The sequence below is a fragment of the Bacteroidia bacterium genome (assembly GCA_025056095.1).
Taxonomy (GTDB): domain Bacteria; phylum Bacteroidota; class Bacteroidia; order JANWVE01; family JANWVE01; genus JANWVE01.
Map to the genome: position 1 here is coordinate 1 of JANWVW010000142.1, position 7,208 is coordinate 7,208.

7 protein-coding genes are annotated in these 7,208 nt (G+C 36.9%); 3 read left to right on the forward strand and 4 right to left on the reverse strand.

What is annotated here, in order from left to right; all coding sequences use genetic code 11:
* Positions 1 to 191 precede the first annotated feature (191 nt).
* The gene (locus NZ519_10045) at positions 192 to 2,150 is read left to right on the forward strand and encodes a KUP/HAK/KT family potassium transporter (GenBank protein MCS7029090.1); all 1,959 of its coding nucleotides are present in this window, start codon (positions 192 to 194) and stop codon (positions 2,148 to 2,150) included.
* Positions 2,147 to 3,016, forward strand: coding sequence for a glucose-1-phosphate thymidylyltransferase RfbA (rfbA, locus tag NZ519_10050; protein MCS7029091.1), 870 nt, complete (start codon positions 2,147 to 2,149; stop codon positions 3,014 to 3,016). The genes NZ519_10045 and rfbA overlap by 4 nt, the downstream gene beginning before the upstream one ends.
* Before the next feature lie 15 nt (positions 3,017 to 3,031).
* On the opposite strand, the gene NZ519_10055 is transcribed toward rfbA, so the two are convergent.
* From NZ519_10055 to NZ519_10070, 4 genes are all read right to left on the reverse strand, one after another.
* Positions 3,032 to 3,892 carry a viperin family antiviral radical SAM protein gene (locus tag NZ519_10055; GenBank protein ID MCS7029092.1) on the reverse strand — a complete coding sequence of 287 codons (861 nt, stop codon included), beginning with the start codon at positions 3,890 to 3,892 and terminating at the stop codon, positions 3,032 to 3,034.
* 121 nt (positions 3,893 to 4,013) lie between these two features.
* Positions 4,014 to 4,751: a tRNA threonylcarbamoyladenosine dehydratase gene (locus NZ519_10060; protein ID MCS7029093.1), complete on the reverse strand. Its 738-nt coding sequence runs from the start codon at positions 4,749 to 4,751 to the stop codon at positions 4,014 to 4,016.
* Between the two features lie 23 nt (positions 4,752 to 4,774).
* The gene (locus tag NZ519_10065; protein ID MCS7029094.1) at positions 4,775 to 5,566 is read right to left on the reverse strand and encodes a TatD family hydrolase; all 792 of its coding nucleotides are present in this window, start codon (positions 5,564 to 5,566) and stop codon (positions 4,775 to 4,777) included.
* 3 nt (positions 5,567 to 5,569) lie between these two features.
* On the reverse strand, positions 5,570 to 6,019 hold the full coding sequence (locus NZ519_10070; protein MCS7029095.1) for a GatB/YqeY domain-containing protein: 450 nt from the start codon (positions 6,017 to 6,019) through the stop codon (positions 5,570 to 5,572).
* Between the two features lie 209 nt (positions 6,020 to 6,228).
* Here NZ519_10070 and NZ519_10075 point away from each other — a divergent pair, with 209 nt between their 5' ends.
* Positions 6,229 to 7,080 carry a hypothetical protein gene (locus tag NZ519_10075; protein MCS7029096.1) on the forward strand — a complete coding sequence of 284 codons (852 nt, stop codon included), beginning with the start codon at positions 6,229 to 6,231 and terminating at the stop codon, positions 7,078 to 7,080.
* The last annotated feature ends 128 nt before the right edge of the window (positions 7,081 to 7,208 follow it).

A 7,208-nucleotide genomic window follows, 5' to 3' on the forward strand; every position in this document is an offset into this window, starting at 1 on the left:
GTAGCCCGTAGCACGCCGACCTTGCCCACACAAGCGCAAGCGAAGTGTGGGCAAGGGCACGCCCAAAAAAATAAAATTTAACTTACCTGCAATCGCATTTTTGTAAAACAAAAATAGACCTAATATAACTTTGAATTAGCCTAAACAATTTTCTGATTTTGTATCTTAAAAATCTCTACTTTTGCAAAAGCATGGAATCTTCCCGCTCAACCCACATAAAAAGACTATCTTTTGTAGGTCTGCTTGTTACTGTGGGTATAATATTCGGGGATATAGGTACAAGTCCTTTGTACGTTCTCAAAGCTATTGTAGGAGATAAGCCGATTGAAAAAGAACTGATTTTAGGGGCGCTTAGCTGTATTTTTTGGACATTAACCTTACAGACTACACTCAAATATGTAGTTCTTACTCTACGCGCAGATAACAACGGCGAAGGAGGTATTTTAAGCTTGTATGCATTAGTTCGCAAAGCATCAAAACAATGGGTAGTTTTTCCTGCTATGCTCGGCGCTTGCGCGCTACTAGCTGACGGAATTATTACTCCTTCCATCTCTGTATCTAGTGCCATTGAGGGCTTGAGAGTAATCAATCCTGATATACCTACTGTTCCGATTGTGATAAGCATCATCACTGCTTTATTTATTATTCAGCAATTTGGGACGAATGTAGTAGGCAAAACATTTGGTCCTGTAATGTTAGTTTGGTTTTCCATGCTTGCTGTTTTGGGACTTGTGCAAGTAAGTAAGCGCTTAGATATTTTTTGGGCTATCAACCCTAAGTATGCTTACAATCTTTTGTTTCACTATCCTAGTGGTTTTTGGCTATTGGGTGCTGTGTTTTTGTGTACCACAGGTGCAGAAGCTTTGTATAGCGATTTAGGACATTGCGGAAGAGCAAACATTCGTGTATCTTGGATATTTGTCAAAACTTGTTTGCTTATCAATTATTTTGGTCAAGGAGCTTGGCTATTAGATCAAGGTGAAGTAGGGCACCTACTCAATAATCGTAATCCTTTTTATGAAATTATGCCCCGCAGTTTTTTACCTTTTGGAATTATCATTGCTACCACAGCGGCTATTATAGCTAGCCAAGCTTTAATCAGTGGCACTTTTACGTTGGTCAGTGAAGCTATGAAGCTGAACTTGTGGCCCAAAATGAGAGTCAACTATCCCACAGAGCTGCGCGGGCAAATATACATTCCCGCTATGAATTGGTTGTTATGGTTGGGATGCATTTTTGTGGTACTGTATTTCAAAGAATCAGGAAATATGGAAGCTGCTTACGGTTTATCTATCACACTTACCATGCTTATGACTACACTTTTATTAGCACAATACCTTTACATAAAAAGGCGGAATTTATTTTTTCCTTTCATTTTGTTAATAGTTTATTTATCCATTGAACTTTCTTTTTTAGCAGCTAATCTGCTTAAATTCGCGGAGGGAGGTTGGATCACTTTACTTATCAGTGGTGCATTATTTTTTATTATGTGGATTTGGTATAAAGCTCGGCTTATTAAAGATAAGCTTACAGAATTTGAGGATTTTGAACCTGTTTTGAAAAAAATGCGAGAGCTAAGCAATGACTCTACAATTGCTAAATATGCTACAAATCTTGTATACATGAGTGCAGCCCCTGATGCTTCTAAAATTGAAAAAAAAATAGTTTATTCCATATTTCAAAAACAGCCCAAAAGAGCAGATATTTATTGGATCATTCATATAGAAGTTCTTGACACACCTTATACTACTGAGTACGCAGTGGAAAAATTAGTTGAAGATGATGTTTACCGTATTACCTTTTATCTCGGGTTTAGGGTGGAACAACGTATCAACATCCTATTCAGAAAAGTAGTAGAGGAGCTTGAAAGAAATAGAGAGGTCAATATCATGAGTAGGTATCATTCACTTAAAGATTATGTAACGGGTGATTTTAAATTTGTTGTATTGGAACGCTATTTACCTGATGAAAAAGAATTAACTTCCTTAGAGCGCTTTGTCATGCGTACCTATTTCTTTTTATCTCATTATTTGAGCATTTCGGAAGGTAAAGCTTTTGGATTAGATACTTCTGTTTTGGTAATAGAAAAAGTACCATTAGTTTTGCCTAAGCTACAAGACTTTTATCCAAACTTAAAACGAAGAAAATGAAAGGAATTATTTTAGCTGGCGGCGCAGGGACAAGATTGCATCCCTTAACTTTGGTCATGAGTAAGCAGCTCATGCCCGTTTATGACAAGCCGATGATCTACTATCCCCTCTCTACGTTAATGATGGCAGGGATACGAGAGATTTTGATTATTTCTACGCCCACAGATTTACCGCATTTTAAGCGTTTATTTGGCGATGGTAGTCATTTAGGGCTAAACTTTACGTATGCCGAGCAACCTGAACCCAAAGGACTAGCCCAAGCTTTTACTATTGGTGAGTCTTTTATTGGTACGGATAGCGTTGCACTTATTTTAGGGGACAACATATTTTACAGCACAGGTTTAGGAAGCTTGCTACAACAGTGTAAAAATCCCAAAGGCGGAATTATCTTTGCTTACCATGTTTCTGACCCTGAACGCTACGGAGTAGTAGAATTTGACAAGGAGGGAAATGTGCTTTCTATTGAAGAAAAACCTAAACAACCTAAATCAAATTATGCGGTACCAGGTATTTATTTCTATGATAATCAAGTAGTGGAGATTGCCAAAAGCTTACAACCTTCCGCACGGGGTGAATATGAAATTACAGATGTTAATCGTATTTATTTAGAGAGAAAGCAACTCAAAGTAATGAAGTTTGGTAGAGGTACAGCTTGGCTAGATACAGGAACTTTTACTTCATTGATGCAAGCGGGTCTTTTTGTTCAAACTATTGAAGAAAGACAAGGACTAAAAATTGGTTGTATTGAAGAAGTTGCTTATCGTATGGGCTATATTACCGCAGAACAGTTAGAAAAACTAGCTCAACCTTTGACAAAGTCGGGCTATGGTCAATATTTGCTAAATATACTAAAAGAAAGCCGATAATGGCATGCTTTTGCTTCAATCTTTTACTCTGTAATCTCCCCCTCGTAGACAAAATTTGTCTGCATCTACGTTAACTTGCTCTATTGCATTTTCTACACCTACTTTTAAAATTTTATCGGAATACCGGTGTTTGCCGCAGCTGCTATCATAAAAACGACCAACAAAATCTATCATTAAGTATGAACCTTGAATAATTTCTGAAGGCTCAGTGATTAAATCAATGTCTGCGCGTAAGTATTTTTTATTCCTCTGACAAAATTCTTCAAATTCTTGATTAGTAACTGCAATTTTGGAATAATTTTCATCATTTTGTCCTTCTATCTTTGTAGCTTGCAAAACCTTCCAACGAAAAGGTTTAATCTTGTTAATTACGTCTGTCAAAGTTTCTCTTTTATTAAACGCATTAACTACCGTATTGACTTTTAGGTGTATATTAAAAGCATGGCATAATTCGGATATTTTAATTATTTTATCCAAGTCCAGAGTTTTACCTTCTGAACCTCGCTCTTTTCTACCAATTTTGATATTTGTGCCCTCTGATACACTATCTATGCTAATGGCAAGAATATCTAGATAGTCTTTTACACTATATATCCATTCTTTAGTCAATCGGCTACCATTTGTTACGACACTTGTTTCTTTAAAACCCTCCTCTTTGGCTACTTTAATCAACTTAGGCAAATGTGCAACTAATAGAGGTTCACCCCCTGCGAAATTAATTTTTTTAAAGTATTTGCTCTTAGCTAGTAAAGAAATCAACTTTATTTGTTCTGAAAGAGAAAGAGGCTTCTCTCGAATATCATTAAAAGTAGCATAGCAGTATTGACATTGGTAATTGCAGGCTTTTATTAAATGATAATTTACTGTGGCTATCATACGCATTGAGAGGTTTAATAACAAAATTCAATGCGTATGCCAAAACACAACTCATTAAATATGAATTATTTACATTAAGACTTGTAAGAACTAGAAAGGAATTTTTGGGAAAAACAGGAAATTATTTACCTTGCTTTCCGTATTGCTCTATTAAGTCCCTAATAACGACTGAAGCACATGCGCCTCCAAAAGCCGCAGGTAGGTAAGATATTGTGCCGTAAGCTGATTTTTTGAAACGACTTTGAGTATACATTAGCGAGTGTGCAATAACTTTTTCCGTAGAAAACACGGCTTTTATACCTGTGTAAATTTTGTACTTTTTTAACCTTTTACGCACATAACGAGCTAATTTGCAGGTATGTGTTTGAGAAATATCTACAATTTTAAGTTGAGTAGGGTCTAGTTTTCCGCCTGCACCCATAGAGCTAACCACGCGTGTACCTGTTTGATAACAAAGGACTAGCATTTGTATTTTAGGACTTATGCTATCAATTGCATCTACTGCATAATCAAAAGATTGAGATGAGAGTAGGCTTTTCATATCGTCAGGGGTCATAAAATGATTGATAGCAGTGATATTTAGTTCAGGGTTAATAGCAAGCAGTCTTTCTTTCATCACTTCTACTTTGTATTGACCTTCTGTGGTAGCTAAAGCAGGCAGTTGGCGATTTCTATTACTAGGTTCTACTACGTCGCCATCTACAATTGTAACATTTCCTATACCTGCACGTACTATAAATTCTGCCGCAAAAGAACCTACACCTCCCATACCTACAATTAAAACTTTACTTTGTGTCAATTTTTCTAATACTTCGTTTCCTACAATCAACGCTGTTCTTGATAACCAAGAAATATCCATATTTTTGGATAGTCTACACAAAATTAAGCGGATATAGAAAAAATGTGCAGTGCGTTTTGAGTGGTTTGTTCTGCTACTTCTGTAATAGTACAGTTTTTAGCTTTGGCTACTGTGGCAGCAATAATGGGAATGTAGCCTGGTTCATTTCTCCTACCTCTATAAGGTTCAGGGGCAAGGTAGGGGGAATCTGTTTCTAAAACTATGTGTTCCAAAGGTATTTGGGTTACAGCATCTCGCAAATATTGACTTTTCTTAAACGTAATTACCCCGCCTATACCTATCATAAAGCCTGCTTGTATAACTCTTTGAGCTTGTTCTAGATTGCCCGTAAAACAGTGCATAATTCCTTTTAATGAACCATCTTGAACGTATTCTATGCACTCCATTACCTGATCAAAAGACTCTCTACAATGTACTGAAACAGGCAGGTTTAGTGTTTTTGCCCACTTTAATTGTTGTATAAAAGCTTCTTTCTGCAATGAAAATGTAGTTTTATCCCAATATAAGTCAATTCCTATTTCACCAACAGCAACATAACGACAAGGTTTCTCAAACAAAAGTTTTTCTACTTTTTCCATTTCTGTCAAGTAGGTATCAGACTGTACATGACAAGGATGTAGCCCCATCATAGCAAAACAGTGCTGCGGATATTCTGCAATAAGCGTATGTAAAGCTGGTGCAGTAGTGCTATCTAAATTAGGTATGAAAAAATACTTTACATCTGTACTTATTGCTTTTTGAAGCACAGCAGAGCGGTCAGAGTCAAACTGCTCTGCGTATAGGTGTGCATGAGTATCTGCAAATGTGATGGGCATACACTATCCTAATAGCTGCTTAACTTTTTCTGCGATAACTTTATTATCTGCTTTACCTTGTAGTCGTTTGGTAGCTATTCCCATTACTTTTCCAAAGTCTTTAGGTGAAGTAGCACCTACCTCGTTGATAATCTCTTTGAGGGCTTCAATTAGTTCTGCTTCGGTCAAAGGTTTGGGCAGATATTCTTCTATAATTTTGGCTTCGGCTTCCTCTTTTTCAGCCAGTTCGGGGCGATTGCCGTTTCTAAATTGCTCGGCAGCTTCTCTGCGCCTTTTTACTTCTTTGGTCAGCAGTGCAATTTCTCTCTCTTCACTTAGCGTTTCGGGGGCGCCTTTTTCAGTTTCTGCTAATAAAATTGCCGCTTTGATAGAACGAAGAGTTTCTAACCGAACCATATCGCGGGCTTTCATAGCCGCTTTGATATCCTGTTCTACTTTTTCTTTTAAGCTCATGGGGGCAAAATTAAACAAATTTTAGGTAGCAATTTTATCTGCAAAAACACAGACTATGTACTACTTATTTCTATTTTGTCCATAGATTGATAGCAGGCAGTAGCTGCAAAATTTGTTAAACAAAACTACAACCTCACTTTTAATAAACCGTATATAGAAGCATGTATTTATCTCATTTATTTATTTTTTTACTATTCAGTTATAGCATTATGGGGCAACACATTATTCGTAAGCAGGTTTTTACCCATTGTCAAAAAGGGTGGGAAAACTGCGAAAAGTGTCAATCTGTGTATGAATATAAGTATGCTTTACTGCTACTTAATTCAGCAAGTAATCCTACTCAATCAGTTCCTATGATTAAAACTGATCAAGGGTGGGCTACCTACCAGATTGAAAAATGGTTTGCTTCTTTTGAAGAAGCTCAAGAGTATAGTCAGAAAAACAACATTCCTATGGAGATAGCCGAAGAGGACAAATACCCTCTACTGCAAAAATTATCCCAAAAATTACCGAATAAATGGATATTAGAGGTCAATCCTGCGGAAAGTAAACTTTTAATTTACCGCCCAAAGGTGATTTATACCTATTATGAAAAAACAATGAGCTCGACTGCTCAAAACATAGAACAAATAGCCAAGAAATATGGAAAAAAAACTTATCCACATATTGAGTATACTATTAAAAAGCCACTTACCGCAGCAGAACGCGAACAAATTCGTGCAAAAAATGAAATAATATCCAAACAAATACAAGCACTACCTCAAAAATACAATATTGAGCACTTAGTACCTGAGTATGTACATGGTCAAAAAGAAAATGCTTATCCCAATTATCCGAATGCAACAAAAGAAGAGAAAAAAAGAATACAAGAGTATCAGAAAGAACTGAAAGAGTTAGAAAATCAATACGTACCAGTTCCAATGTATAGCACCCCTGAATTTGACCTGTGGAATGAGAGTATAGTAGGGGCAGATAGTGTATTAGAACGTGTCTATCCCGAAGAGATATCACAAGAAACAACTCTTGTGGTAAAAACGGTAAGAGAATTTTTTAGTAAATAGAATTTTTTATTTCTTTTTGGGCGTGCCCCTTGCTAACGCAAGGGTCGGGGTATTCCGCACTGCGCTTCGCTTCGGTGCTTCGCTAACGCTACGCACTGCCTAACGGCATGCTCCATGCCCCTCACGCA